The sequence below is a fragment of the Pseudomonas sp. MYb118 genome, from assembly GCF_040947875.1.
In the GTDB taxonomy this organism is placed as follows: Bacteria; Pseudomonadota; Gammaproteobacteria; order Pseudomonadales; family Pseudomonadaceae; genus Aquipseudomonas.
The window spans coordinates 164,938-189,231 of the sequence record NZ_JBFRXN010000001.1 but is presented as its reverse complement, the minus strand read 5'-3'; the positions used below and the strand labels follow the sequence as shown (position 1 = coordinate 189,231).

General features: G+C 53.4%; 22 protein-coding genes. 3 read left to right on the top strand and 19 right to left on the bottom strand.

What is annotated here, in order from left to right; translation table 11 throughout:
* Positions 1-39: 39 nt before the first annotated feature.
* Genes ABVN20_RS00910 through ABVN20_RS00895 form a run of 4 tightly spaced genes read right to left on the bottom strand, consistent with a single transcriptional unit; the run spans position 40 to position 4,637 of the window.
* Entirely contained in the window at positions 40-1,980 is a 1,941-nt protein-coding gene (locus ABVN20_RS00910) for a hypothetical protein (protein ID WP_368553332.1), read from the bottom strand.
* A complete protein-coding gene (locus ABVN20_RS00905) occupies positions 1,980-3,005 on the bottom strand; it encodes a glycosyltransferase family 2 protein (RefSeq protein ID WP_368553330.1) in 1,026 nt (341 codons plus the stop codon). The genes ABVN20_RS00910 and ABVN20_RS00905 overlap by 1 nt, the downstream gene beginning before the upstream one ends.
* Before the next feature lie 51 nt (positions 3,006-3,056).
* Complete coding sequence (locus ABVN20_RS00900; protein ID WP_368553328.1) at positions 3,057-4,325, bottom strand: hypothetical protein; 1,269 nt, start codon at positions 4,323-4,325, stop codon at positions 3,057-3,059.
* 18 nt (positions 4,326-4,343) lie between these two features.
* Positions 4,344-4,637 (bottom strand): EamA family transporter, encoded by a 294-nt coding sequence (locus ABVN20_RS00895; protein WP_368554540.1) that lies wholly within the window; start codon positions 4,635-4,637, stop codon positions 4,344-4,346.
* A gap of 481 nt (positions 4,638-5,118) precedes the next feature.
* Here ABVN20_RS00895 and ABVN20_RS00890 point away from each other — a divergent pair, with 481 nt between their 5' ends.
* Positions 5,119-5,286 (top strand): DUF2897 family protein, encoded by a 168-nt coding sequence (locus tag ABVN20_RS00890; protein WP_368553327.1) that lies wholly within the window; start codon positions 5,119-5,121, stop codon positions 5,284-5,286.
* A 129-nt stretch (positions 5,287-5,415) separates the two neighbouring features.
* Here the strand turns inward: ABVN20_RS00890 and ABVN20_RS00885 are convergent, their stop codons facing one another.
* Positions 5,416-6,267 (bottom strand): urea carboxylase-associated family protein, encoded by an 852-nt coding sequence (locus tag ABVN20_RS00885; RefSeq protein WP_368553326.1) that lies wholly within the window; start codon positions 6,265-6,267, stop codon positions 5,416-5,418.
* A 181-nt stretch (positions 6,268-6,448) separates the two neighbouring features.
* On the opposite strand from ABVN20_RS00885, the gene ABVN20_RS00880 reads away from it, so the two are divergent.
* A complete protein-coding gene (locus tag ABVN20_RS00880) occupies positions 6,449-7,006 on the top strand; it encodes a TetR/AcrR family transcriptional regulator (protein WP_368553324.1) in 558 nt (185 codons plus the stop codon).
* Here ABVN20_RS00880 and fabF read toward each other — a convergent pair.
* Positions 7,003-8,277 (bottom strand): beta-ketoacyl-ACP synthase II, encoded by a 1,275-nt coding sequence (gene fabF / locus ABVN20_RS00875; protein WP_368553322.1) that lies wholly within the window; start codon positions 8,275-8,277, stop codon positions 7,003-7,005. The genes ABVN20_RS00880 and fabF overlap by 4 nt on opposite strands.
* 28 nt (positions 8,278-8,305) lie before the next feature.
* Complete coding sequence (locus ABVN20_RS00870; RefSeq protein WP_368553320.1) at positions 8,306-9,100, bottom strand: SDR family NAD(P)-dependent oxidoreductase; 795 nt, start codon at positions 9,098-9,100, stop codon at positions 8,306-8,308.
* Positions 9,101-9,598: 498 nt separating this feature from the next.
* Here ABVN20_RS00870 and ABVN20_RS00865 point away from each other — a divergent pair, with 498 nt between their 5' ends.
* Positions 9,599-10,867: a Wzz/FepE/Etk N-terminal domain-containing protein gene (locus tag ABVN20_RS00865; protein WP_368553318.1), complete on the top strand. Its 1,269-nt coding sequence runs from the start codon at positions 9,599-9,601 to the stop codon at positions 10,865-10,867.
* 54 nt (positions 10,868-10,921) lie between these two features.
* Here ABVN20_RS00865 and ABVN20_RS00860 read toward each other — a convergent pair whose 3' ends face one another.
* From ABVN20_RS00860 to ABVN20_RS00805, 12 genes are all read right to left on the bottom strand, one after another.
* Positions 10,922-11,257, bottom strand: coding sequence for a ComEA family DNA-binding protein (locus ABVN20_RS00860; protein ID WP_368553316.1), 336 nt, complete (start codon positions 11,255-11,257; stop codon positions 10,922-10,924).
* Positions 11,258-11,367: 110 nt separating this feature from the next.
* Complete coding sequence (locus tag ABVN20_RS00855) at positions 11,368-13,362, bottom strand: polysaccharide biosynthesis protein (RefSeq protein WP_368553314.1); 1,995 nt, start codon at positions 13,360-13,362, stop codon at positions 11,368-11,370.
* A gap of 113 nt (positions 13,363-13,475) precedes the next feature.
* Entirely contained in the window at positions 13,476-14,492 is a 1,017-nt protein-coding gene (locus tag ABVN20_RS00850) for a glycosyltransferase family 4 protein (protein WP_368554539.1), read from the bottom strand.
* A 111-nt stretch (positions 14,493-14,603) separates the two neighbouring features.
* Positions 14,604-15,566: a UDP-glucose 4-epimerase family protein gene (locus ABVN20_RS00845; RefSeq protein WP_368553312.1), complete on the bottom strand. Its 963-nt coding sequence runs from the start codon at positions 15,564-15,566 to the stop codon at positions 14,604-14,606.
* Positions 15,563-16,816, bottom strand: a complete 1,254-nt coding sequence (locus tag ABVN20_RS00840; protein ID WP_368553310.1) for a glycosyltransferase family 4 protein — start codon at positions 16,814-16,816, stop codon at positions 15,563-15,565. The genes ABVN20_RS00845 and ABVN20_RS00840 overlap by 4 nt, the downstream gene beginning before the upstream one ends.
* Before the next feature lie 16 nt (positions 16,817-16,832).
* The gene (gene wecB, locus ABVN20_RS00835; RefSeq protein WP_368553308.1) at positions 16,833-17,963 is read right to left on the bottom strand and encodes a non-hydrolyzing UDP-N-acetylglucosamine 2-epimerase; all 1,131 of its coding nucleotides are present in this window, start codon (positions 17,961-17,963) and stop codon (positions 16,833-16,835) included.
* Between the two features lie 93 nt (positions 17,964-18,056).
* The gene (locus tag ABVN20_RS00830; RefSeq protein WP_368553307.1) at positions 18,057-19,175 is read right to left on the bottom strand and encodes a capsular polysaccharide biosynthesis protein CapF; all 1,119 of its coding nucleotides are present in this window, start codon (positions 19,173-19,175) and stop codon (positions 18,057-18,059) included.
* A gap of 6 nt (positions 19,176-19,181) precedes the next feature.
* On the bottom strand, positions 19,182-20,216 hold the full coding sequence (locus tag ABVN20_RS00825; protein WP_368553305.1) for a polysaccharide biosynthesis protein: 1,035 nt from the start codon (positions 20,214-20,216) through the stop codon (positions 19,182-19,184).
* 34 nt (positions 20,217-20,250) lie between these two features.
* On the bottom strand, positions 20,251-21,036 hold the full coding sequence (locus ABVN20_RS00820) for an AglZ/HisF2 family acetamidino modification protein (RefSeq protein WP_368553303.1): 786 nt from the start codon (positions 21,034-21,036) through the stop codon (positions 20,251-20,253).
* Between the two features lies 1 nt (position 21,037).
* Positions 21,038-21,652: an imidazole glycerol phosphate synthase subunit HisH gene (gene hisH, locus ABVN20_RS00815; protein WP_368553301.1), complete on the bottom strand. Its 615-nt coding sequence runs from the start codon at positions 21,650-21,652 to the stop codon at positions 21,038-21,040.
* Positions 21,649-22,788: an N-acetyl sugar amidotransferase gene (locus tag ABVN20_RS00810; RefSeq protein ID WP_368553299.1), complete on the bottom strand. Its 1,140-nt coding sequence runs from the start codon at positions 22,786-22,788 to the stop codon at positions 21,649-21,651. Before ABVN20_RS00810 ends, hisH begins: the two co-directional genes overlap by 4 nt.
* Before the next feature lie 45 nt (positions 22,789-22,833).
* A complete protein-coding gene (locus ABVN20_RS00805; protein WP_368553297.1) occupies positions 22,834-24,054 on the bottom strand; it encodes a glycosyltransferase family 4 protein in 1,221 nt (406 codons plus the stop codon).
* Between the last annotated feature and the right edge of the window lie 240 nt (positions 24,055-24,294).

Sequence of the window (24,294 nt, the reverse complement as noted above, 5' to 3'; positions counted from 1 at the left end):
CACGTCATCTTGACGTTGGGGAGCAATCTTACTGAAACGCTACGGCTGCCATTGCTTCAGTTTTGCGGTTCCATCCGCGAATTGTTTGACGCTGAGAACGCCGGAGTTGCCAGGCAAGGCTCCGTCCTCGAAGACGGAAGGATAAGCACGCTGCAATGATTGAAGCCCGTTACCAACGAATACGTAATGGTAATTACCCAACGCTCGAACGAACTCTTCCTCAGACCAGTTACACGTTGTCGTGTCACCCGCGTACTGAGGGGGGCCAAAGGAGAAACAGCCACCAGCCTGAGTGGTTCGCGGAGTCAACTCATAGCGCAAGATCCAGTATTCCAGTCCGACGTAAGAAGGCTTGTCGGCCTGCCAGACCACGAGTACGCTGACTCGCGGATAGGTTTTATCGACAAAAGGATGGACCAGCGGCGTTACCAGTTCATCCCTTGTGGGGAAATACTCAGGACCACCCGACCACAGGTAAGGCTGAATACTGGTGCGTCCCAGCACCAGACTGGGAACGATCAATGCTGCGAACAGGGCAATACCAGACATCTTCCGAACTCTGGAATCAAACGGAAGCGTCGCGGCCCCCGCCAGCAGCAGGAACGCCATACCCAAGGCATAGGAGCCAAAGTAGCGCTCCAGCGATGTCAGTACTCGCCCCTCGTAATCACTGAACCCATACAGGTAATACAACAGCATCAGGCAGCAATATAAAATTCCGCCGGCGGCTACCCCGATTACCAATAACCCGTAACTGTTTCGGTCCACCTTGTTTGGCTGCATCACGCATATGACGAGCCCCACCAGCAAGAGTGCGAGAACCAGCTTTCCAGGAGCATCCCAGCGTGTTTTCAAGATTTTATCGAGTGAATTAGTGCCGGCTGCACTTCCATGCAGACTGCCGTGCTCCATGCCAAGCATGCGCTCCGCGAAACCGGAAAGAATTGCCTGCTCTCTTTCCGTTGCGCAACAGTGGGTGGCCTGTTTGAGCATGCTGGTAATTGACATACCGGCGAGCGATCGGTCCAGCGCTTGAGATTTGACATGCCCCGCCCACGACTGACTGATGACAATGGGCACGACAATACAAACCAGAAGTGTTTTCCAGAGACCACGCACAGGGGCGACTTCGCGAGCAGCCGTACGCATCCTGTACCAATGCGACACCACGATGAGCGCTATCGCAGCGACCGTGAAGCTGGCTCCGGAATCCTTGGCCAGGACCAGAAAACCAAAAACCGGTGGCAACGCCCACCAGGCTTTTGGGTTGTTGCGGGTCACCCAGTAGATGGAAAGCGCCGAACCAAACAGCACGCCCACTATCTGGTCGATCAAGATACTCGACCACCCCTGCCCCATCAGGAGGATGACTATAAAAGTCATGATCACCAGTAGCAGCCCATGCAGCCGGAATGACATGTTCGATGCCGCAATGGCCGGCATGGCAGCAAACATCAACAAAATGGCGTGCGAAAAAATCGCTACGTTTTCATGGAAACCGGTAAACCGTACAAAGAAGTAGCCCAGGTAAGCCGTACCAGGTGGGTAGTCCTGAAAGTAAAGCCTATAGCCCTGATTTTTCAGATCCAGTGCCGTATTGGTGAATTCGGTCAACTTTATGATCGTTCCCCAATGGGAGAACATATCCCAGCTGACGAACTGAGCATTGCTGTTGTAGTCGACGAGAAGCGCAGTCGCCAGGCCAACAGCTGCGCACCCCCAAACGAAACCGGACGGCGCACGATACCCGTTGAGTTTTACGTAACGGCTGCCTTCCGCAAAGAGCAGTCCAACGCCCGCCAACGTCAGGCAAAGGCTCACCGGACGCAGCAGCGAGAGAAAATCCGACAGAAAAAGTATCAGGACTATCGAGCTGATAACCGATATCGGAGCAATGCTCCACCCGATGAGGTTGCGCCGGACCAGCGCTGCCGAATAACCCAGAATGGAAGCGAGGGGCAGTAGAACCAACCACGACATCACGTCAAATCCTTTTGTTTACCGACGATGTGCGATGCAACCCTGGAACGATGCACGAGAGCGGGATGAACCGCCTGTTTGGGAACTGCCAGCATGTCATAGTTAAAGAACGCCAACAGAAACTGCAGGCCTGCGAGCAGTGGCAATGCCGCCAGCATGACCCCACCTGCGGAAACCGGAATACCTCCCTGCGCCGATTCATACCAGCGCGTAGCCCCGTAAATGCCGCCAAACAGGATCAGCATCATGCCCACCAGGAATTCGAGGGTGGCCAGGGAAAAGTCTCGCAGGATATAGCGATAGAAGAACCGTTTGCCGGCATTGCGACAATGCTTTAACAGAAATTCAGGAATGACCGACTTGATGTTCAGGTTACTTTCTTCGTCCGCATAATGGGCGGTCATCGGCAGGTCATAGACCACCGCGCCCTGAAGCCCCAACCGGAACAGGACATCGGTTTCAAAAAAATAGCGCTGGCTGATTTTGTGGAAATGCAGGTGTTTGGCAACTTCGGAATGAATGGCGGTGTAGCCGTTGGTTGGATCGAACAGATGCCAGTAGCCGGTAGACAACTTGGTAAAAAATGACAATACCGCATTGCCAAACAAACGGATAAAAGGCATGCCGACCAACGACTCGGGGTCAAAAAACCGGTTGCCTTTCACGTAGTCCGCGTCTCCGGCGATGATGGGAGAGACGAAACTTGGAATCAACGCCGGGTCCATTTGCCCATCGCCGTCGATTTTTACAAATATGTCGCACTCATCGCTGATCGCGGCACTGTAACCCGCCATGACGGCACCACCGACGCCACGGTTGACGCTGTTGTAAACGACCTTGACGCGCGGATCATCACACTCGGCTTCCACGTAGTGCCCAGTGCCCTCGGGACAGCAATCATCCACCACGTAGATTGCACAGACCTCTGCACCTATTCGGCTGAGCAGATCCAGAATGTGTTTTTTGGTTTTATAGCAGGGGATTACGACCGCGATTCTAGCCGCCATCTTTTCACTATTAAGCATGAGCAGACCTAAACATCAAAATTCGGTGATTGGGTTGTAGCAATGTGGACATCATCCCTTTTGCGGCCAGACATACTTGAAGATCTCGTAATTTGGAGTCGCGGCTGGAAGCTCCAGATTCTTGAAGTATGCATTGCCCAACGTCACATGGGCGCCGGTCCGCTTCGCATGCAGCGCAAACTCACTGAACAATGGTATGGATGTATCGGCAATCTCGAGCAGGGTGGCTGAATCCGCACCGCCCCAGTATGCGAACTGGTAAAACAATCGAGTCGGTTGCCGCTCATCTATTTCAATGGCGAAAGCTGGCGAACCGGCAACACGGGCCTGGCGTAGGCATTCAGCGGCACGCAAGCACGCCTCCGGGGTCGCAAAAAATGCGTGGCCATCGTTGGTCATGCATTGTTCGACGCGCGTCGGCTGCAAACCAATACGCTGTAAAAACCCGAGAGGATTGATCTGCCGGTAGCAATAAAAAGCGTCCTGGCTGACATTTTTCTGTGTAAAGGCGTTGAGTACGAGTACCCGCTGGTTTTCATTCTCCGCCAGCAGCATGCCCAGAATTCGATTCAGAAACGAAAAAACAGCGCGAGAGCCGTCATCAATTTCATTCACATTTTTCCAGTCATGATGCTGGAAGTGAGCAATGAGATTGAGGAAGATGAAACAGACGTCGGGGTTGTGCTTTTTCCTCAACTTCAGAAAGAGTCGAGTCGATAACAGCTCGAATGCGCCGAACAAAAAGCAGGTATTGAGCCGAGACCCGCGAACCTGACCGAGCAAGAACATCAGGTCTTTCCAGAGTGTCCCCAGTGGCAGTTGCCTGAACGTAGTGGCCAGCGTGCGCAGTGCCGCTTTCGCTGCCTGCACGTACGATAAGTCCATGTAGTTTTTTGAGTAGTACACGGGCAGGGCGAAGAAGCCAGCAATGGATTCGGGATAAGGGCTTTCCGTAAAATTCCATGGGTCTGTCGTGAAGAAACGATTGAGTGGGGCGCCATTGCGTCTCGCGTTCATCACGCCCCATACGCCGGTGCTGATCCCCTCTTCCCCCAGCCGCTCCCAGATCTGCGAATGTTGCAGCTTGTCGACGTCCCCCAGGCGGATGACCTTGTGAGTCGCCGAGGGTTTTTCGGTGTGTATCGAGACCCACTGACACCAGGGATCGAGCCCCTCGTGTTCTTTGTCATGGTCGGCTTGCGTCTCACAATGGGACCAATTCAGGACCGTCTTTACATGCTCCAGCCCAAAACGCTCGCTGGCCTGTTGTAAAAGCCCGACATTAAACTCGTTAAGCTCAATCACCAATGTAGGTTTCATCGTAATAACCCTTGATCCTTAAGAGACACCGTGCCGCGCTATCGAAGCCAGGGATATGCCTGCCATTATCAATATCGAGGAGGCGACATTAATCCAATCGAATTTTTCCGAAAAAAATATTGCACTGGCGATCGGAACCAACAGAAAAGTGATCGACATAAAAGGATAAGCTTGGGAAAGAGGGACATTGCGCAATACGTAGATCCACACCAGCGACGATAGTCCATAGACCGAAAACGCAAAGAACAACCAGGATAACGTCTTGACAGTTAACAGCCCGGAGTCATTCCAGGAGCTACTCGCCACTTTCATCAGTACCTGCCCGGAAGCGACTGCAAAAGCGCAACCCAGACAAATCAATATATTGGCTTTATTTATATCCGGCATTAAGTACCCAATCCCTTAAACACTACGAAACCCTGGGGGTTTCTCTCCAGCAACAAGCAAAAAACCAATAATAGAATCTTGCCCCTCGGTAAAATGCACGCTCGCTGCTACAGCAACCTTTTTATCAACATGTATTAGAATTAAGATTTTAAGCTGTCATCACGGCATCAAAACAATCGCAAATGGCCATGCTAATCTTTTTTTCAAATTGAAACCATCCCTGCTGGCCTTATCCGGCCTTTGTTAGCGACTCAATTTACACAAGGTCGGATCGCCTCCGAGCACACAGGCTTCGGCCAGCGACAGGCTTGTCGCACAACGGAACCACCGCGAAAATGCATCACTCAAAGTCGTATGTACCATCGGCTGGCGACATTCGCCATCCGCTGCCTTCAAGGAGAGTCTTATGCCCTGGTATGCCTGGTTGATTCTGGTCGTTGCAATCGGCTCGATCGTTGGCGGGTTGATGATGCTGCGCGACACCGCCAACAAGGTCGAACTGACCGATGAACAGCGCAAACGCGTAGCTGAGCGCAATGCTGAAGCGGACGCAAAGGATGCGCACGATCGTTGATACTTTGTATCTCCTGTAGGAGCGAGCTTGCTCGCGATGGTCGCCAACGACGACGCGGGCTGCCTGAACGCCTTCGGTGTCTGGGCCACCATCGCGAGCAAGCTCGCTCCTACAGGGAGAAGGGGCGGGTTATTTCTCCCAATCCGGTTTGGCGATCTGCAAGCCATGGAGTCCGTTGTACGCCGCACGCTCCGGCTGACTCCATCCCTCGAGCAACGACTCCTCCAAGCGATAAATCTCCACACCAAGGGGGCGACAGACACTGAGCGGATCCTGCGCATCCGGCCCCCACATGGCGACTGAAAGGTCACCGCCCGGGCAGGTCGACAGCGCGCACAACAGATCTATCTCGGCAAAAAATTCCAGGTAGTCGCCCTTCTGCGCCGGACAAGCCTTCATGAAGTACATATCGTCATGATTCAGCCCGGTGCACTGAAAAATGTTCAACACATCATGGACATCGAACTCGGTCAGGCCATGGGGCAGCACCGCGCGCGTCAGGTTGGAATGGCAGTGATGATGGAAATCCTCGCCGGTGAGCATTTTGTTCACATAGGGATCGCAACGGGTACCCAGCAGGTCGTGCAAACGACCGCCGTGCTCGTCGATACCGTATGCGGCCAGGCTGTCATCAGTAATTGTCACCAACGGCCGTAGAAAAGGCAGGTTGGACCAGAGTCGGTCATGGGTGCTGACGTGCGCCCCCTGCAACTGCCGGGTTCTCGCAGCCCACAGGCGCTCGCGCGGATCATTGGCGTTCCAGACGTTGAAATCCCCGACCTGCGGCCCCACTGGCGTGGTGATCCGGAACACGTGACCGGCAGGGACCTTCCAGGCACGACCGGTGCGGATCGGTACTTCGAACTGCCCGATCAGCGTGCGCCCCTCCTTCGCCTGACGAATTCGCTCGTAAAAGTCTTTATCCACCTGCAAGGCGGAACCTTTGCTGACTTGATAGGCCGCTGGATAATCTTTGTACATCGCACGCATCCTCGATCAGTGATGGGATAACAGCCGAAACTGGAGAGTAATCACTATCCGTGCCAGTTCAATCAGTGCACTGCAACGGAGTTGGACGCATCTGCATGCTTTTTAGAAGTAGAAGTACAGTCACCATCTTATTTTCATTGGTTAATATGGTTCATTGTTGCGGAGATCACAGATGCGTTACTCGCAGGACCATAAAGCCCAGACTCACCAACGCATTATCAAGGAAGCCTCAGCACGATTTCGTCGTGACGGAATTGGTGCAACCGGCCTGCAACCCCTGATGAAGGCGCTGGGTCTGACTCACGGGGGTTTTTACTCGCACTTCAAGTCCAAGGATGAACTGGTGGAAGAGGCGCTGCAGGCGGCGTGCGAGCAGGTGGAAGGTCTTTGTGCCGAACTGTTCGCCCAGGAGCGCCCGCTCGACGCATTTATCGACACCTACCTGTCCGAATGGCATCAGACATCACCCCATGAGGGCTGTCCTTTGCCGACCATGTCCTCGGAGCTTGGACTGCGTGGCCGCCCGAGCCCGAGTTCCGATCTCGTGCTCAGGGGACGGCTCGAGCAGATCGAAAACACGCTTGAAGGAGACGACGCCGCCGACCAGAGCATCTTTATCATGTCTACCCTGGTCGGGGCATTATTGCTGTCGCGTAGTGTCGAGTGCCCTGAACTGGCTCAGCGTATCCTCGATGTCACCCGTGACCTGCTCAAGCAATACAAGGGCTAACCCTGCCAGCGCTTGAACAGTACGCTGGCATTCACGCCGCCGAAGCCAAAGCCGTTGGACAGCGCGTACTCGATCGTCATCGGTCGCGCTTGCCCGTGAACGATGTCCACGCCCTGCGCTGCCGGGTCCGGGTTATCAAAGTTGAGGGTGGCCGGCACGATCTGGTCGCGAATGGCCAGCAACGTGAAAATCGCCTCGATTCCCCCTGCCGCTCCCAGTAAATGCCCGGTCGCTGACTTGGTCGAAGTGACTGCGATGTTGCCCTGTGTACCAAACAACGACTTGATCGCCGCCAACTCCCCGAGATCCCCGACCGGCGTAGACGTGGCATGAGCGTTCAGGTGCTGCACCTGCCTAGCTTCTATTCCGGCCTGAGCCAAAGCCAGCGACATGGCTCGCCGCGCCCCGCTGCCATCTTCGGGACCGGCGGTCAGGTGATAGGCATCTGCGCTGGTGCCGTAGCCCACCAATTCTGCCAGCGGTTGCGCGCCCCGGGCCAAGGCATGCTCCAGTGACTCGATGACCAGGAGGCCTGCGCCCTCGCCCATGACAAAGCCGTCGCGATCGCGGTCGAATGGGCGCGAGGCCCGCTCCGGCGTGTCATTGAAGCCACTGGACAAAGCCCGGGCAGCCGCGAACCCGGCCAGGCTGACACGATCAATCGCCGCTTCTGCGCCGCCGCACAAGGCAATATCCGCCTCACCCGCACGGATCAAGCGTGCCGCATCGCCGATCGCCTGCACCCCGGCAGCACACGCCGTTACCGGAGCACCCAGCGGTCCCTTGAAACCGTGCTGGATCGACACATGGCCGGCGGCAAGATTGACCAGAAAAGACGGGATAGTGAATGGCGACAAACGCCGCGGCCCTCGACTGTCCGTGGTGCGTACCGCATCGGCAATCGCACCAAAACCGCCAACCCCTGACCCAATGATCGTCGCCGTGCGTTCCTGGTCATGAGCGGCTTGCGGTTGCCAAGCGGCCTGTTGAATAGCCTGACGTGCAGCCTCCATGGCGAACATGATGAAACGGTCCATCTTCTTCTGTTCTTTAGGTGGCGTCGCGAGGTCTGGATCGAAACCCGCTTCGGCGTCATCGGTCTGAGTCGGCACCGAACCGCCAACTTTAGCCGGCAGATCGACCACCACCTCATCGGGTAAATGCCTGATTCCGGAACGCCCGGCCAACAATCTCGACCAGACCGCCTCGACACCGCTACCCAGCGGCGAAACCAATCCCATGCCTGTCACTACCACTCGACGGTCATTCATACCGCAACGTCCTCCACTTTAGGGTGCATTACTTATAACGCGTCGCCGCTTGGCTCTTGGACAAATTGGGCGCCATCACATGACGGGCAGCAACAAAGGCGCTCCACTCGCTCGCGTCCGGCAGCGAAGGAATGGTGACCAGTTCCCCCTGATCCAGCCCCGACAACGCGGCATCGACCATTACGCCTGCCTCCATGACCATCTCTGCCGGAATCTGGCTGGCGTCAATACCGGAACGCTCCCAGATTTCCGTTCGAGTGACGCCAGGCAGTACCGCCTGCACCTTGACCCCGGTGCCGTCCAGCTCGGCGTTCAACGACTGGGTCAGGCTCAACACATAGGCCTTGCTCGCGCTGTAGGTGGCATTGAAACGCTCGGGGAACAACGCCACGACCGAAGCAATGTTGATGATGATGCCGCGGCCAGCCTTGGCAAAGCCGGCGGCGGCCGCCGAGGCCAGGCGTGTAACCGTGATTACATTCAGTTGAATCAGGCGCTCCAACTGGTCCAGATCGGCATTAGCCAGCAACCCATCGGCCGCCACACCGGCATTGTTCAACAGCAGGCTGATACTGGAATCGCTGCGAAGGCGCTGCTCGAGCTTCAGGACATCGTCTTTTTCAGTCAGGTCTGCCTTCAGTACCTCAACTTGAACGCCGTGCTGGGCACGCAACTGGCTGGCCGCGATCTCCAGCCGATCCTGATCGCGAGCGACCAATAACAAATCAAAACCGCGCGCGGCCAGGCGGTCTGCGTAGATGGCGCCAATTCCGGAAGAAGCACCGGTGACTAGGGCGGTGCCTTGGGTCTGGACAGAATTCATTTCAGTGCTCCGTGGATGAATGAAGACGAACCCCCAGTGCTCAGGTGAGCCCTGGGGCGCAAAAATTATATACATAATCTATAAAAATATTACACACATAATTTTTCATGGCGACAGATGGCGCTTTCACCTTGGCCCCATCAAGGGACAACGTCGAGGGTTGTGCCACTGGCTTTTGCAGGAAGAACCTATTCGAATAACAAAAATTAACAATAGCCGTTTATTGGATGCCCGCGCTCGATAGAAGTGGATTGATCTCTCGCCTGTGAGGTCGGCAACAATTCTCCCCCAACCGCAAATGTATGACGGGCGGCCTTAAACAGGCACCAAGGCGTCTATCTCGGTGGGTTCGAACACTTTTACACTTGCGGTTTAATACTCGATCGGCAAAAATGAAATGTGTAACAAAACTGAAACTGCTACCTCAGGAATTTTTAACCCGGTCTGGCAATAAATCCGGACACTTCTGGACCGTTGCCGACAATATTTGAGTGAGAAATGAACACTCCAGCCAAAATAGTGTATGACAATAACCTCGACAAAATTGAAATAAGGGAGATAGTACAAAGCATCTGGAAGCAGCGAGCAATTGTTTTACTATTTACTGGAATTGGTTTTGCCGCCGCCCTTACCTACGCATCACTGGTAACGCCAGTCTATGAAACCAGCACATCTCTCAGACCCGTGGGCGTTACGGCCCTTGACGAACTGAATGGCACAGGCCTCTATAAAATAAGCCCTCTGGAGTCGTTACACCGGATTGGCGCAGCCATGGAGTCGTACGACGTTCGCTTGAAATTTTTCACCGCCTACCCGCAATACCTGATACCTGCGGGCAGCACTTCCGGCAAAACAATCGAGCAAGCATTCGAAGCGTTTAACGGCAGCGCCTTTTCATTGAAGCAAGTTGACTCGACGAAAAGTGCAAGCCTCTCGGATTCCATCGAGCTCACGTTGAGATACCCCAACGGGATCGATGGCGTCGGAATCGTCCGCGACTTCACGGCGTTTGTAGTCAAGAGTGAAAAAAACAAGATTGAATCCAACCTGAAGACGCTGACCGCCAACAGAATCGAGAAAATTGAAAACGACCTGTATTCCCACAGAGTTTCTTATGAGGTGAATACCAGTTCAGATATTGCAAAACTTCTTGAGCAGGATGAAATCAAGAAGCAGAATCTTCTGGACGAGCTGAACGCACTTCGCCAACAACTCCATACTCGGCGGCAGAATCGCATCAAGGAGTTGGATGAGGCCATAGGCATCGCCAAGCAGTTGGGCATATCCAAGCCCTCTACCCCCTCCTCCCTGGCTGAAGTGGATAATCAACGGGAAGGCAACACTATTCGTACCGAAGTAAACAACCAGCAAATCCCGCTGTATTTCATGGGCCAACTGGCGCTTGAAGCAGAACGTGCGACTCTAGCTTCTCGCCGCTCGGATGATTTTACCGAGCCTCGGATCGACCAGATTCAAAAAGAACTGAGCCTCCTGGCGAGCAACCGTGAAGTAGCAGCGCTGAAAGATCGAGCCAACCCGGAACTGTTCATCAAGGGTTATGGCGATAGCCGAGCTGACTTGGCAAGGTTGAAAAACCTGGCAATCAATTTTGATCAATTGCGATTGGTTCAAATAGATAAGCCAGCGTCGGAGCCTCACTCCCCTATCAGACCGCTGAAGACCTTGATTGCCGGTTTCGGTCTGTTGTTCGGCTTCGCCTTGGGTGTAGCGCTTGTATTGAGTCGGCGTATTTTTCGATTGGCATGAAACTCGCCTTGATAGAGGGCTGGATAACTCCAGCTCTCTATCGTTCTTGCTGACTTAATGAACTTCGATTTTCTCGCGATTCTTATCCAGTATCGCCTTGCCGATACCTTTTACTTCCAGCAACTCATCTACCGACGCAAACGGCCCATTACTTTCTCGGTAAGCCACGATGGCCTTGGCTTTCGCCTCCCCCACTCCCGACAACTCGCGCTGCAGCGTCGATGCATCAGCCATGTTCAAGTCGATTTTTTCGGACTGAGCCTGGGGCGCGAGCTCCAGGACAAGCGGCGCGCTGGCAGCCTCTGATTTGACCGTGGGCGCAGCGTTCAAGGCGAGGGAGGTCGTGGTAAGAAGGGTAAAAACCAGGGAGTAGAAGTAACCAGTACGCATGATGTTGCTCCATGATATCGAGTGGGAAGCAGCTTTTCCGAAGCTGCCTCCCAAACTTAGGCGATGTATGGAGCCTGTCAAAAATGTGTCAGTTACAGGATGTGAAGCAATCAGGGTTCAAGGCGACGCTGCTGGTAGATCCAGTCGACTATCTCGCCGTCAGGGGTGTAACCACTGACCGTCTCGCGCAGAACCTGGCGCACGCGGGCGTAATCGTCATGCTCAACGGCTTTCACCAAATCATTCAAGCGAACTTTCAGCACTTCCCAAGGCAAGTGATCTTCGTTGGCACTCATGATCATCGGGTGTTGGGTCGCCTCGACATTCTCGCCAATCAACAATTCTTCATACAACTTTTCACCGGGACGCAAACCGGTAAATTCGATCGATATATCGCCCTGTGGATTTTTCTCCGAGCGGATACTCAACCCCGACAGGTGAATCATTTTCTCCGCCAGCTCGACGATCCGTACCGGTTCGCCCATGTCGAGGACAAACACGTCGCCGCCACGCCCCATGGAACCAGCCTGTATGACCAGTTGTGCCGCTTCAGGGATGGTCATGAAATAGCGGGTGATTTTCGGGTGAGTGACGGTCAGGGGTCCGCCCGACTTGATCTGTTTATGAAAGAGGGGAATGACTGAACCTGACGACCCCAGGACATTGCCGAAACGCACCATGGTGAAACGGGTTTTGTTCAATCGGGAAATGTTGGCAGTGTCGCCAAAAAACACCGGGGCGACTTCGCGACTCAATGCCTGCAACGTCAACTCGGCAAGACGCTTGGTACTGCCCATGACATTAGTCGGTCGAACGGCCTTATCCGTGGAAATCAACACAAAATTCGCCACGCCAACCTGCAACGCCGCCTGTGCGGTACTCAACGTACCGATCACATTGTTCAACACGCCCTCGGCAATATTATGCTCGACCATGGGAACATGCTTGTAAGCCGCCGCGTGGTAAACCGTATCGACGCTCCAGGTCTTCATGGTATCCAGCAGCTTTGGCTGATTTCGCACGGAACCCAGAATTGGCAAAAGACGCGTAGAGAGGGACTCTCTCTGAACGCGCTGTTCAAGCTCCGAGAGGATCGAGTACAAATTGAACTCGCTGTGCTCGAACAGGAGCAAGGATGTGGGTTTCAACGAAAGGATCTGACGGCACAGTTCCGAACCGATTGATCCGCCCGCCCCCGTGACCAATACATTTTTCCCGGTAATACAATGCTCCAGCAGATCCGCCTGCGCCGGCACTGCGTCCCGACCCAGGAGATCCGCGATATCGACCTCCTGAATATCATCGACTTTCACCCGCCCGCTCGCCAGGTCCATGAACCCCGGGACACTGCGTACGTGTAATGGGAACTGCTCCAGGAAACCCAGAATCTCACGTCGGCGCCCCCGATTGGAGGAAGGAATCGCCAACAGGACTTCTTCGGCGCCGGTAGCGTCAATCATTTCCTGAATGTGCTTGGGTTTGTAGACCTGCAACCCGGCGATGACACGATCGGCAATGTTGCTGTCATCGTCGATGAACGCAACCGGGCGCATGACTCGCCCCATTCGCAAGGCCGCGACCAGCTGGTTACCCGCTGCACCGGCACCATAAATGGCGACGCGGGGAAGACCGTTGTCACGGTTATAGAAGGGTACGTGCAAGGACGCGGCGAACCAGTCACCCAGAAAATACTGGCGCATGATCAGCCGCAGGCCACCAATCATGATCAGGCTCAACCACCAATAGTTGAAGACTATCGAACGGGGAACCACGACCGTATGGTTGCTATACCAGAAAACGACCAGGGCAAGCAGCAATGATGAAAGGCTGACCGCTTTGGAAATTGCAATCAGCGCATCATTGCCAAAGTAGCGCATGACCGCACGGTACATGCCAAAACGAATAAAAATCGGGATGGCGACTATGGGCGCAGCGATAAACAGCCAAAAATGCGTTTCGACCGGCCCGGCAGCATCCTCGATGCCCAAACGAACCAGAAAGGCCAACCATAGGGCGAGCCAGACCAAGACCACATCGGTGACGACCTGAATGGCGCGCTTGTAGCGCCTCGGCAGTCCCAACATGTTTGCTCTCAGCTTATCCATAAACCCTGTTTGCACTGCGGCAACTCCTAAACATATTCCATTGCAAGAGTGTACAGCAGCGTCACTCTACGCTCGAGAAAACAACGGCCAAATGAGGTCGTTCCAACCTTGGATCAAGTTTTCTCTAGCTCTCCGGCGTGAAATCTGACCGCCAGCACGATCAGGGGAATGTAAGCCACTATCAATCCCAGCAAGCCATTCAATTGCCACCAGACAACACACGCAGCGACCGGAAGCAACCAGAGCAAATTGATGGCCACTACGGACAGGGTTACCGGCAAATGACGCCCATATAACCGCGAGGCGTATTGATACGCATGGCTTCGATGCGCCTCATAGACCTTATCCCCGCGCAATAAACGCCGCCCTAGCGTGAAAGTGGCATCCACGATGAAAACGCCTAGCAGAATCAACCAGACCCAAAGCAGACCTGGGTCGACCCACGCGGCCTGCAACGACAGAACGGCAAGAATCAATCCCAGAAAACCACTGCCCGCGTCGCCCATGAAGATCCGTGCAGGCGGGAAATTCCAGTAGAGAAAGCCCACAACCGCGACAACCAGCAAAAGCGGCGCGACCATCAGCCCGGAGTGCCCCGTCAACCCGTACACAAGACAAGCGCCGAGACATGCGCATACCGCTTCAACGCTTGCGATACCGTCAATGCCATCCATGAAGTTGTAGAGGTTGAGCATCCAGACCAGGTAGAAGGCAGCCAGGATATGCCCAAGCCAGCTCAGGTCGAACGCGGTCCCGGCCAATTGGACCGGCGGCATGCCCCCAATCCAGGCCAATGCCCAACCTGCTGCGGTAAAATGCGCCAATAATCGCCAACGAGCCGCGATGTGCCCGTGATCATCGAGGAAGCCTACGCCCGCCACCAACGCTCCCGCCCCCAGAAGCGCCCATGTATCCGACCATTCGACCGCCCCCCAGAACGCCAGAACCGGCAGCGTCAGCAGGAAACTCAAAACGATCGCCACCCCGCCACCGCGCGGCGTCGGAACAGAATGGGAACTGCGCATGTTGGGCATGTCCATCAGACTGCTGGCAATCGCATAACGACGCAGCAACCACGTCATCAGGAAAGAAGCTCCGGCTACCACGACAAAAAGCCACAAGATTGTTATCAACGATTTTATTCCTGAAGCAAAAAGGGCATTACCAACCAGTCAGTCACCCCTGCCTCACGGGACTACCCTGCCAATTGGTCCACTACGAAAAACTCGTTGCTCGCGAAACTAGCCAGCACTCTTCAAAAAGTGCCGGGCGGCGAGTGCCAGGGATTGTTCGACGCTATTAGGAGGAACCCAGCCAAGGAGTTCGCGATTCTTGGTGATATCGACCTGAAGCGACCCACACAGTCTTTGCGATAGATCTTTTTTCCCAAGCATTGATGCCCCCATTTCCAGCATCCAGCTCGGAACCGGAATCAATCGGGAGGGCACCCCCAACGCTGCCCCCATCCTGCGCAAGAGTTCGGACGTCGAGAGATCCTCGCCATCACTGACCAGGAAGGTCTGCCCTGCGGCACCCGGGTGACGGATACAAAGCACAATCAAGTCGACCAGATTGTCCAGTGCGACCAGGCTACGTCGGTTATTGATCGACCCAAAGGGCAAGGGAATACCCTTTTTCAGCCACTTCATCATGTTAAGAAAGTTAGCTTTAACGCCAGGCCCGTAGACCAATGGAGGGCGTACGATCACGACCTCGATCCCGGTTTGATCGGCGAGCTTCAGCAACGCCTGCTCTGCTTCCATTTTCGAGATCCCGTAGGGATCGACAGGCGCCGGTACGGCATCAGCGAAGAATGGTGAGCCGGGCATGGTCCCTTCGCCATTGACCTTGATCGAACTGATAAAAATGAAACGCCGCACTCCAGCGTCGACAGCCTGTCGCGCAAGATTGAGCGTCCCGGCGACGTTGACCTTGCGAAACTCCTCCAGGGGATTCTCCGAGTTGTCGCTCATCACGTGCACACGGGCCGCACTGTGAATCACAGTATCGACGCCATTCAACGCTTCGGCCCAGTCAGTCTGCGCATCTATGGCAGCGATGAGTACCTGCCTTGTCGAGTCGGGTAACGCAGGCATCGACTGTCGCAGAGCGACCGTAAGGGCACCGACTCCTTCCATGACGAGGCGCTCGTGGATAGCCCCACCGACGAAACCGGACACTCCAGTCAATAGTATCCCGTTCATCGTTTCTCCTTCCTTCTCAAAGTAGCGGTACGAAACAGTGTCTCCAGGCGATCAAACAATCTGTCCTTGGAAAAGTTCGATGTATAGAACGCTTTGCCTGCTGCCCCCATTTCCTCTCGCCGGGCAGGGTCAAGCTTCGCCATGGTCCTGACGATATCGGCCAATGCCACCGAGTCTCCCGAACTGCACGCCATCCCGGCTCCGGACTCGCTGACCACCCTGGCCGCTTCACCGTCGATCATCGCAATGACGGGCCTGCCTGAGGCGAGGTAGGCCTGCACCTTGCCAGGGATGGTTTTCTCGAAGACTTCGTTGGTCTTCAGCGAAACCAGCAAAGCGTCAGCCTTGGCGAACAATGGCGGCATCTTCTCCAGGGAGTGACGCCCGAGAAGAAGGATATTGGTCAACCCGCGCGCAGCGACTTCATCGCGCAGCCATTCACTCATCCGCCCGTCGCCCACAATGACCCAACGCACCGGAACATCGTTGCCGACAATTTCTGCGGCTTTGAGGATGGCGGGAAAGTCCTGCGCCTCACCGATGTTTCCGGCAAAGACCACGGTAAACACCGAGTCGTCGGCCTCGATCAGATCAGATGCCTCATTTGCACCGGCCGAAAAGTCATCCTCGGCCCAGCTTGGAAAATAGACCAGCCGCTCATCCGAGACAGGTTTCGTGCAGTACTTTCTGACGTTGTCATCAAAAGACCTGGATTGCATCAACAAATAGTCGGTACGGTTGTAAATGAATGACACCATTGTGCCGACCAGTGATAACAATCTCGGATTTCTGATGATTCCCACCGCGCTCAGGGTCTCCGGCCAGAGATCAAGCACCCAGACAAAAACAGGGGACTTCTTCAACCAGCCAAGCACCAATGCCGGAATCGCCGCCATGATCGGCGAAACCGCATACACGAAAATCGAGTCGAATTTCTTTCCTCGTAATAGCCAGGGGCCGATGACTGAGGCGCTGACGAAAAACGAAAGATAGTTAAGCGCCAACGAGAGGCTGTTCTTTCCGCGTGCAAGCATCGGCACACGAATGATTTCAGCCCCACAATACTCGGAGAATTTTTCCGGATCGTTTTTATAATCCGCGAATTTTTTGCCTTCGGGATAATTCGGGAAACCTGTGAGCACCGTCACGTCGTGGCCTTTTGCAACAAAGCCTTCGACCAGGTTATTGATTCGCATGTTTTCCGGCCAAAAATACTGACTGACCACCAAAACTCTCAATGGCTTACTCATCGAATCCTACGCCCACTCAGTAGTGCCGCCATACAGTACGCATCACATAATCGCGATAACTATGGATGATCCGCACAACTTTCTCGGCAACATTGGGCATGCTGTAGTCAGCAACAAGTCTTAACGTACGATCAGCACCACGGCACTGGGTCTCGAGGATCTGCAAGCCTTGGAGAACCCGTTCGACCTCCAGCCCGACCATCATCACTGCCGCCTCTTCCATACCTTCCGGACGCTCATGCGCCTCACGAATGTTGAGGGCCGGGAAATTGAGGATCAATGACTCCTCATTGATCGTTCCGCTGTCGGACAGGACCGCTTTGGACGCGAGTTGCAGCTTGTTGTAATCCTTGAATCCCAGCGGCTTCAGGAGCTGTACATTCTTGTGAAAAGTGACGCCCATGGCGTCCACGCGTTTTTGCGTGCGTGGATGAGTGGACACGATGATCGGCAAGTCGTAGGTAGCCGCCACGGTATTGAGCACGTCGACCAGTTTCAGGAAGTTTTTGTCAGAGTCGATATTCTCTTCCCGATGTGCACTGACCACAAAAAACTGACCAGCCTCGAGGCCCAGACGACTTAGAACATCCGATTGCTCGATACCTTCCAGATAATGATGGAGCACCTCAAACATCGGGCTTCCGGTTTTGATCACCATGTCGGGGGACAGGCCTTCCCTCAGCAGATAGTCACGGGCGATGCTGCTGTAGGTCAGGTTGATGTCAGCGGTGTGGTCAACGATTCTACGGTTGATCTCCTCCGGCACGCGCATGTCAAAACAGCGGTTGCCAGCCTCCATATGAAATGTCGGGATTTTTCGACGCTTGGCCGGAATCACGGCCATGCAGCTATTGGTGTCACCGAGCACCAGCAACGCTTCGGGCTTCTCTTCTCCCAGGACACGATCCACGGCAATGATCACATTACCGATGGTCTCGGCGCCTGTCTGGCCGGCAGCATTAAGAAAGTGATCCGGTTTGCGAATGCCGAGATCCTGGAAAAAAATCTCGTTCAACTCGTAATCGTAGTTCTGCCCGGTATGAACCAGAACATGATCACATACCTGATCAAGCTTGGAGATGACACGAGACAAACGAATAATCTCAGGGCGCGTACCCACTACCGTCAATACTTTTAATTTTTTCATGATTACGCTCTATTCAACTTCGGCCCAACCGAGGAAGGCCAGATAAAATGATGACCGATAATAAATCAGGTAGAGAAAAATCCCGAAAAACAATCAGGCTTCAACGCCAACGGCTTTGGCATAAGTGTCAGGATGGGCCCTGTCAAATATCTCATTTGCCCACAACATGACAATCAGTTCATCATCTCCGATATTGGTAATATCGTGAGTCCAGCCCGGAACCGTTTCAACGATCACCGGCTTTTCGCCCAGAGTGACCAGCTCGTAGAACTCATGAGATACGATATGACGAAAGCGGAAGCACGCCTTGCCTTTTATGACCAGAAACTTCTCGGTTTTTGAATGATGGTAGTGACCACCACGGGTCACGCCAGGATGGGCAGTAAAATAGGAGAACTGTCCACTGTCCTGTGTTTTAAGCATTTCGACAAAGACCCCTCGCGGGTCTTCATGCTTGGGGACTTCATAGGTGAACTGCTCGGTAGATAGATAACTCACATACGTTGAATACAAGGCTCGAACCAGCCCTTCGCCAACCGGTTGCGTCACAAGATCAACTCGACTTTCAGCGAAGGCATTCAGTTGATCAGCCAGTGCACCTACGCTGATCGTATAACTGGGTTCGACTTCAACAAACGAATCATCGGCGCTTGCGTGATCCATCACCTTGATGAACTTAGCAACCACATCATCAATGTAAACAAGATTGATCAGCGCATCCGGATCATTAATTTTGATCGGCAGATCGTTGATGATGTTATGGCAGAAAGTCGCTACTGCAGAGTTGTAATTAGGCCGCGCCCACTTCCCGAAGACATTGGGCAGGCGAAAGAGATAAACTTTCGATCCTGGCTCTTTCTTCAACTCAAGCAACGCCTGTTCCGCACCTCGCTTGCTCACACCGTACGGATTGTCCAGCTCAGCCTGAATGGATGAGGTATACACGACAGGAATCGCTTTACCAGAGACCCTGATCGCATCACAGAGCGCTTGGGTCAGGTCCGTATTTCCACTTTTGAATTCGCTCTCCACTTGAGGCCGGTTAACACCGGCCAAATGGAAAACGAAATCCACTGCAGAAACCCGTTGCGGTAACTGGCCAATATCATCGCCTCTATTGAACGTGGCGACCTCGATATCCTTGCGCTCGCTCAAATGAGCAACGAGGTTTTTCCCGAGGAAGCCGTTAGCCCCGGTGATCAAGACTTTCATCTCAACTCACTCCTCTGGTACGGCGTGCTCGCCACGCTTGATAGCCTGCATGAACTCAAGCTTCAGCAACAAAGCCTGCATCCCCTGAATATCCAATCGCTGAGTGTTATGAGAATTATAATCCTCAGTGCGGGAGATTTTTTCCTCGCCCTCCTCGACGAACTTCGAATAGTTCAGATCACGCAAGTCCGGTGGAACGCGATAGTAATCACCTTTGTCCTCGGCGCAGGCCATTTCCTCTCGACTCAAAAGTGCTTCATACAGTTTTTCACCGTGACGGGTACCGATCACCTGGATAGGGTGCTCTGGCTTTCCAAGCATCTGCGTCAACGCTTTTGCCAGTGTATCGACCGTCGCTGCAGGCGCTTTCTGCACAAACAGATCGCCGTTCTTGCCATGCTCGAAGGCGTACAACACGAGGTCGACCGCGTCCGCGAGGGTCATCATGAACCGGGTCATGTTCGGATCGGTCAGCGTCAATGCCTTGTCCGCGCGAATTTGTTCGATGAACAGCGGAATTACCGACCCGCGGGATGCCATGACGTTGCCGTAGCGGGTGCCGCAAATGATCGTCTTTTGCTCATCAACGTTGCGAGACTTCGCAATCATTACCTTCTCCATCATTGCCTTGGAAATCCCCATGGCATTGATCGGATAGACCGCCTTGTCAGTACTCAGGCAAACCACACGTTTGACCTGGTTCTGAATGGCTGCCTCGAGCACGTTCTCGGTACCGATGACATTCGTTTTCACGGCCTCCATCGGATGGAACTCACAGGAAGGCACCTGCTTCAATGCGGCTGCGTGGAAAATGTAGTCAACCCCGCGAGTCGCATTCAAAATGCTCTGGTAATCACGTACATCACCAATGTAGAACTTCAGTTTGGAATTGGCGTACTGCTTGCGCATGTCGTCCTGCTTCTTCTCGTCACGACTGAAGATGCGGATTTCAGCGATGTCACTGTCCAGGAAGCGTTTAAGAACTGCATTCCCGAAAGAGCCAGTACCACCCGTGATGAGGAGCGTTTTTCCGCCAAACATATAAGTCCCTAGAGTAATGCACGTAACACGATGATTATTTTACAGATTTCAACGCCGAGTGAATCAGCTCGTCCTTTTGTGAGGTATCAGGGTAGCTGATCAAAACCGCCCTGTAAGTCCCCTTGAACACAAAAAGGCTACCGGCGGCTACACCGACGACACCGCAGGCCTCGATGACCTTGCCAATGTCAGCCAGCGAACCGGCACCACCCAGTATGGTGATCGGAATCCGAACGCTTTGACGGAGTTTGACTGCCAGCGCGATATCGTAGCCTTTCATCCGGCCATCGTTATCAATGGAATTGATGACAATTTCACCAGCCCCAAGTTTTTCAACTTCAGCGGCGACTTCGAAGACGTCACGCTTGGAATTACGCGTTCCGTTGCGGGTCCAGACATCATAGCTGCGGGTCAGAAGCCGCTGTTTGACGTCAAGCACAACGACAATGCTCTGCCTGCCGATCTCTTGCGCGATCTCGGAAATGAGATTGGGGTTATCAATCGCCGCAGAGCTGATCGCTACCTTTTCCACGCCCAGGGAAATGATCTTCTGAGCCTGCTCGGCAGATCGTATCCCACCGCCATAGCACAACGGCATGCGGCACTCGGAAGCCAGATGAGCGATGCGTCGATAATCCGGTTCGCGACCTTGAACGGTCGCATCAATGTCGAGGACGACAAGTTCATCAGCTTCCTTTTCGTTGAAAATCTTCACCGCATTGATCGGATCACCAACATACTTCGGATCTTTAAAACGAACGGTTTTTACCAATCCGCCGTCCTGAATCAAAAGACAGGGAATGATTCTTGGCCTCAACATTTCACAACTCCGCAAAATTCTTCAGAAGTGCCACGCCATAATGGTGACTTTTCTCCGGGTGGAACTGCACGCCGAAGACGTTACCTATTGACACCGCGCAGCTGAAATCCAGGCCATAGGAGGCCGTGGCAGCGACGTTTTCCTGTTGATAACATTCGAAATAATAGGAATGAAGAAAATAGAATCGGGGGCTGTCTTCAAAGTCAGCGAACAGAGGGCAACCCGGTACCGGGGAAACGTCATTCCACCCCATGTGCGGAAGCGGTAGATCAACAAGATTCTCGGTCGCGCTGAAGCCGCGCACCCGCCCCGGAATCCAACCAAGCCCAGGCAACTGGCCTTCATCACTGGACTCGGCCAGCATCTGCATGCCGACACAAATACCGATGACAGGAACGCCTTTTTTCAGAACCAGATCATCCAGTGCCTGGCGCATCCCCGAATCATTCAGGCGTTGCATGGCATGATCGAAGGCGCCCACCCCGGGCAGAATCAGCTTGGTTGCACCCGTCAACTCTTCAGCGTTTTTGGCAACTGTTACTGGAATGTGCAAACGTTTATAGACGTTGACGAAAGCCTGAATGTTGCCCAATCCGTAATCAATGATCGTAATCATCTGAACAGCCTTCTTTCCAGCCCAAGCGCACTCATCACCCGGGATCCAATCCCGATCATGAAGCGCTTATTCTTGTAATCCAGGCACTTTTTATTCGCTCCTTCAAAAATCTCCTGCAACTCTTGAACGGTCAGGTCGAGCTTGTTGGCCACGTATTCGAATTCAGACTTGAGAAACTGCTCATCCAACTCAGGTTTCGCGATGCGCTCAAGTGCCGCTTCGCGCGTCATCTGTCCAGTCATGATCAAACTGGAGAAGTGGGCGCGACGCTTCTCGTAACCAAACTTTCGTGGCATCCAGTAATCTTCGTAGAAACGAGTAAACCTGGACTCATGATGTTTGTGCTGGAACTTTTTCCAACCGAAAAGCCTGCCCAGCGTTTCCTCGGCGTCAGCTTTCACATAAGGAACCAGATTCAAAGGTTTTACCACCTGCATGCCCAGCACATAGCGGTAATACAACTTGTACGAAAGTATGTCTACGATCGGAAAGCTTTTAAGTTTTCTTTTACCAAAACTGGAATGGATATCCTTGATCAACATCTTGTCAATCCCCGGATAGCCGCCCCACTCTTCCGGCTCTCGGCAGCATTCAGTCGAGTAGTTGCCGCCGGTCAACACATACTTGATCTTGTGTGCCTTGGCAAACTTATAGAGTGCGGAAAAAAATGCAGTGTCCTGAGGTAGATCCTGATCCGACACCTGAGACTTCAGAAAGGCCACCTGAAGGTCTTTCATTTCCTCCCAATTGATGACTTCGGTGTACAGATCCAGGCCCAGACCATCGACCAGCTTCTCGATGTTTCCAACCGCCTGGTCCGTGTTCCATCCAGCGTCTACGTGAAACAGCAGAGGCCGCAGGCCCATTTTTTCTTTCGCGATGTAACTCACGTAAGAGCTGTCAAGACCACCACTGAGGCCAATGATGCAATCGAATTCTCGCCCTTTGCCATCCGCTTTGATTTTCTCGGCGAGCTTCATCAACTCGCTCTCACCACGCTGATCGACGTGCCAATTTGGAGCGATAACGGATTCAAAGTTCTGGCAATAATCGCAGTGCCCGCGATCATCGAAGCTCACATTAGGATCAGACGTATCCATAATGCAGCAGCTGCATATTTTGTATTCTTTAGTCATGAGCAAATCCATCCAATGAAACAAATCCCATAGCGCCGCGGACCATCAATGATCCCTTTTCGCGGCCAGGAGACCTGAATAAACCTTTAAAACCCGGGTGGCATTTTTTTCCGGATCGAAATTGTCTTCGGCAAGATTCTTCGCATTGTCGCCCATTCGCTTTATTTCTGAGCGATTCTGAGAGAAATAAGTAATTGCATCAGCCAACTTCACTGGATTTTTAGGCGGCACCGCTATGCCTGTCTCGTAATCCACCAATGTATCAGGGCGAGGCTTGCTGACTGCGGCGATACACGGCACACCCGAAAATGCCGCCTCGAAAACCGGCCTGCCAGGTGCGTCGAAGTGGGACGGGAAGCAAAGGACATCAATCCGTTCGTAAACGCTATGGATATCAATTGTCGGGCCATACATATGGAAGACCGACTGCAGCGAATATTGGGAAATCAACGAATGAAGCTCCGCCTCCACGTCCTGGGCAAATCCTGCTTTTTTGATCATCCAGGATTTCAGACCGCCCTCCGTACGCGTGGAGCCGCCAATGATCACGAACTGGACCTTTTCGCCTCTCTCGATGACCAGACGGGCGGCTTCGATCAAATCGAACAGCCCTTTGGAATGATGCAGATTGCCGACAAAGCCAATTTTTATGGCGTCACTCTGGAGTTGATCCAGTTTGGAAATCACACTTTCATCACGCACGCTCGCGCTCGAAGGAGTGAACGAGTTCTGGATAACTGTCACATCGAAATCGGAAGGCAGGGTGGAACGCACATTTTCGTCAATGGCGATGATTGCGTTCACACGAATCCTGAGCTTTTCAAAGAGCCACTGACAACGTCGTGACTTTTGGTCCGCCCAGGTGAGCGATCGCACATGAACGACGACGGGGACCCTGAACAGGATCCGGGCCAGTAACAAAGGAAATATTTCCGTCAACTCATTCACGTGAATGAGTTCGATGTCCTTCCAACGCCGCCTCGCCTGCAGCAGCGAAAAAAAAGTGAACGGCAGGTACGATAGCTCCCGCAACAGAATCAGCCAGCGACTTCCTCGGTAATGCCCATACAAAGTGTTATCGAAGCGGGTCAAGCCAACCGTTGCTATATGGTCTTTTGCTACTTTCTGATAAAAATTCAGAGCGGTGCCGCGCACACATACAAAGTATGGTTCGACTCCCCGAGAAGACAACGTCCTTACAAGCTCAAAAAGGCTTCTGGAAGCCCCACCAAATGGCCCTACTCCATCAATGTAAAGAACCTTCATCCTGAAAAACTCTGTGACAACTTTAGAAGAAAACCTGATAACAACATATCGTCCTCGGCTCAACCAGTTTGACAAACATATCTGATCTGCGTTGTTGGCGGCCGGCAGGAACCATTTTCATGCCTGTAAACTTACGTTGTAAAAAATGTCAGGCGATGTACATCGAGCGACAGGATACCTGAAACAGCAGAGCTTTCGTAGACGCTGAAGGCATCCTTCCAGCTCCTGCCACCACCCGCT

What these genes read in the sequence shown, in the direction of transcription:
- ABVN20_RS00870 (WP_368553320.1), bottom strand. Translation starts at nt 9,100, where the DNA reads ATGAATTCTGTCCAGACCCAAGGCACCGCCCTAGTCACCGGTGCTTCT.
- ABVN20_RS00830 (WP_368553307.1), bottom strand. Translation starts at nt 19,175, where the DNA reads ATGAAAGTCTTGATCACCGGGGCTAACGGCTTCCTCGGGAAAAACCTC.
- ABVN20_RS00865 (WP_368553318.1), top strand. Translation starts at nt 9,599, where the DNA reads ATGAACACTCCAGCCAAAATAGTGTATGACAATAACCTCGACAAAATT.
- ABVN20_RS00825 (WP_368553305.1), bottom strand. Translation starts at nt 20,216, where the DNA reads ATGTTTGGCGGAAAAACGCTCCTCATCACGGGTGGTACTGGCTCTTTC.
- ABVN20_RS00890 (WP_368553327.1), top strand. Translation starts at nt 5,119, where the DNA reads ATGCCCTGGTATGCCTGGTTGATTCTGGTCGTTGCAATCGGCTCGATC.
- ABVN20_RS00845 (WP_368553312.1), bottom strand. Translation starts at nt 15,566, where the DNA reads ATGAACGGGATACTATTGACTGGAGTGTCCGGTTTCGTCGGTGGGGCT.
- ABVN20_RS00860 (WP_368553316.1), bottom strand. Translation starts at nt 11,257, where the DNA reads ATGCGTACTGGTTACTTCTACTCCCTGGTTTTTACCCTTCTTACCACG.
- ABVN20_RS00885 (WP_368553326.1), bottom strand. Translation starts at nt 6,267, where the DNA reads ATGTACAAAGATTATCCAGCGGCCTATCAAGTCAGCAAAGGTTCCGCC.
- ABVN20_RS00805 (WP_368553297.1), bottom strand. Translation starts at nt 24,054, where the DNA reads ATGAAGGTTCTTTACATTGATGGAGTAGGGCCATTTGGTGGGGCTTCC.
- ABVN20_RS00810 (WP_368553299.1), bottom strand. Translation starts at nt 22,788, where the DNA reads ATGACTAAAGAATACAAAATATGCAGCTGCTGCATTATGGATACGTCT.
- hisH (WP_368553301.1), bottom strand. Translation starts at nt 21,652, where the DNA reads ATGATTACGATCATTGATTACGGATTGGGCAACATTCAGGCTTTCGTC.
- ABVN20_RS00820 (WP_368553303.1), bottom strand. Translation starts at nt 21,036, where the DNA reads ATGTTGAGGCCAAGAATCATTCCCTGTCTTTTGATTCAGGACGGCGGA.
- ABVN20_RS00880 (WP_368553324.1), top strand. Translation starts at nt 6,449, where the DNA reads ATGCGTTACTCGCAGGACCATAAAGCCCAGACTCACCAACGCATTATC.
- ABVN20_RS00900 (WP_368553328.1), bottom strand. Translation starts at nt 4,325, where the DNA reads ATGAAACCTACATTGGTGATTGAGCTTAACGAGTTTAATGTCGGGCTT.
- ABVN20_RS00905 (WP_368553330.1), bottom strand. Translation starts at nt 3,005, where the DNA reads ATGCTTAATAGTGAAAAGATGGCGGCTAGAATCGCGGTCGTAATCCCC.
- ABVN20_RS00895 (WP_368554540.1), bottom strand. Translation starts at nt 4,637, where the DNA reads ATGAAAGTGGCGAGTAGCTCCTGGAATGACTCCGGGCTGTTAACTGTC.
- wecB (WP_368553308.1), bottom strand. Translation starts at nt 17,963, where the DNA reads ATGAAAAAATTAAAAGTATTGACGGTAGTGGGTACGCGCCCTGAGATT.
- ABVN20_RS00910 (WP_368553332.1), bottom strand. Translation starts at nt 1,980, where the DNA reads ATGTCGTGGTTGGTTCTACTGCCCCTCGCTTCCATTCTGGGTTATTCG.
- fabF (WP_368553322.1), bottom strand. Translation starts at nt 8,277, where the DNA reads ATGAATGACCGTCGAGTGGTAGTGACAGGCATGGGATTGGTTTCGCCG.
- ABVN20_RS00855 (WP_368553314.1), bottom strand. Translation starts at nt 13,362, where the DNA reads ATGGATAAGCTGAGAGCAAACATGTTGGGACTGCCGAGGCGCTACAAG.
- ABVN20_RS00840 (WP_368553310.1), bottom strand. Translation starts at nt 16,816, where the DNA reads ATGAGTAAGCCATTGAGAGTTTTGGTGGTCAGTCAGTATTTTTGGCCG.